Source organism: Martelella alba, from assembly GCF_005217455.1.
Lineage (GTDB): Bacteria > Pseudomonadota > Gammaproteobacteria > Enterobacterales > Enterobacteriaceae > Acerihabitans.
On the sequence record NZ_SZPQ01000133.1, the window covers coordinates 1 to 1,274 of the forward strand.

The window sequence follows — 1,274 nt, forward strand, 5'->3', positions numbered from 1 at the left end:
CCGAGGGAATACCGGAGCCGACGGATAACACTAACTTAGAGATAAAAGCTGTCTGAATATAACGGGTCAAGATCAATCTTTTCATAAAGAGAACTCATTATGAAGTGCAGCTAGGTTTTCTGACTAAAAAAGGGATTGATATAAAGCATAAGCGAGCGGCTATACATGACATGATATGGTCTACTTCAGTCCAATACGGACCTTATACTGATCTTATAGTTAAAGCTACAAAAGGGCTGTCTTTTGATGATGCCACTGACTCTCAAATTATAACTGCTGTGCAAGATTATAAATACGCACATGTGGAAACGAAGTTCTTTAGCTCCCCTACTCTTTGGCCAGGGTTGAAGGAGCGAGCTGCAAGTGAGAAAACAAAACTATTGGATTTGGCGAAATATGACTATGAGGTTGAGTGATGATTAGAGTTATTAGTTTTCTTGGCGTGGCTCTATTGTCGGTGTCTTTTTTTGCATCTTCACAAGAGGTATATAAATATAGTGAAGAGTATGCTCGCTGTGTATCTAAAAATGTAGATAACCCAATGTCAACGGAATGTGTTGACTCAGAGGTAAATGCACAGAATAAGTTAATAGATTCATTCATTGGTAAGCATAGTGATATAACATCTCCGGATGATGGCAATATTATTGATCTCAAGTCATTTACTGATAGTCAGCGTAAAGAAATTGATGGGAAATGTGACTTGTGGTTGAAGTCTGGAGGTCAAAATGGTGTGCTTTTGAATAAGCAGTGCATTTTGGATGAAACTATCTCGCTTAAAAAATTGTTGTCTGACTTTGTTAGTTCTGTTGATGGTTAATTAAATCCATGGAGGATCTTCTTGAGATCCTCCATGGATCATCGTAATCTCTTGCCCTGTAACCGAAAAAAACACTGTAAGTATCCCAGCAAAACGACACGCCACTATGAGTTAACATCCCAGTCTCCACTATTAACCACAGCGGCAACTGCTACTGAAAAAATCACTGAGAAATAGATCCTATATCAGGTAGTAGAAAGCAGTGTTTATCACTGGATTTACTGGATTTACTGGATTTACTGGATTTACTGGATTTACTGGATTTACTGGATTTACTGGATTTACTAGATTTTAACAGAACTTGAAGGGTAATAGAAACATAACCTATATCATGAGCTTGCACACCATTCTAATGGAATGGACGCCCCCATTTAACCGGCATCAATGTGCCAAAATGGTTGTGTCATAGCACACCATTTTACAACAGGAGCGTCCACCATGAAGATTACAACGA

General features: G+C 38.5%; 2 protein-coding genes. Both read left to right on the top strand.

Translation table 11 applies throughout. The annotated features are described in order from the left end of the window. Positions 1 to 83 precede the first annotated feature (83 nt). Positions 84 to 416 (top strand): VgrG-related protein, encoded by a 333-nt coding sequence (locus tag FCN80_RS26005; protein ID WP_373880372.1) that lies wholly within the window; start codon positions 84 to 86, stop codon positions 414 to 416. Further along, positions 416 to 820: a hypothetical protein gene (locus FCN80_RS26010; RefSeq protein ID WP_136993254.1), complete on the top strand. Its 405-nt coding sequence runs from the start codon at positions 416 to 418 to the stop codon at positions 818 to 820. The genes FCN80_RS26005 and FCN80_RS26010 overlap by 1 nt, the downstream gene beginning before the upstream one ends. The last annotated feature ends 454 nt before the right edge of the window (positions 821 to 1,274 follow it).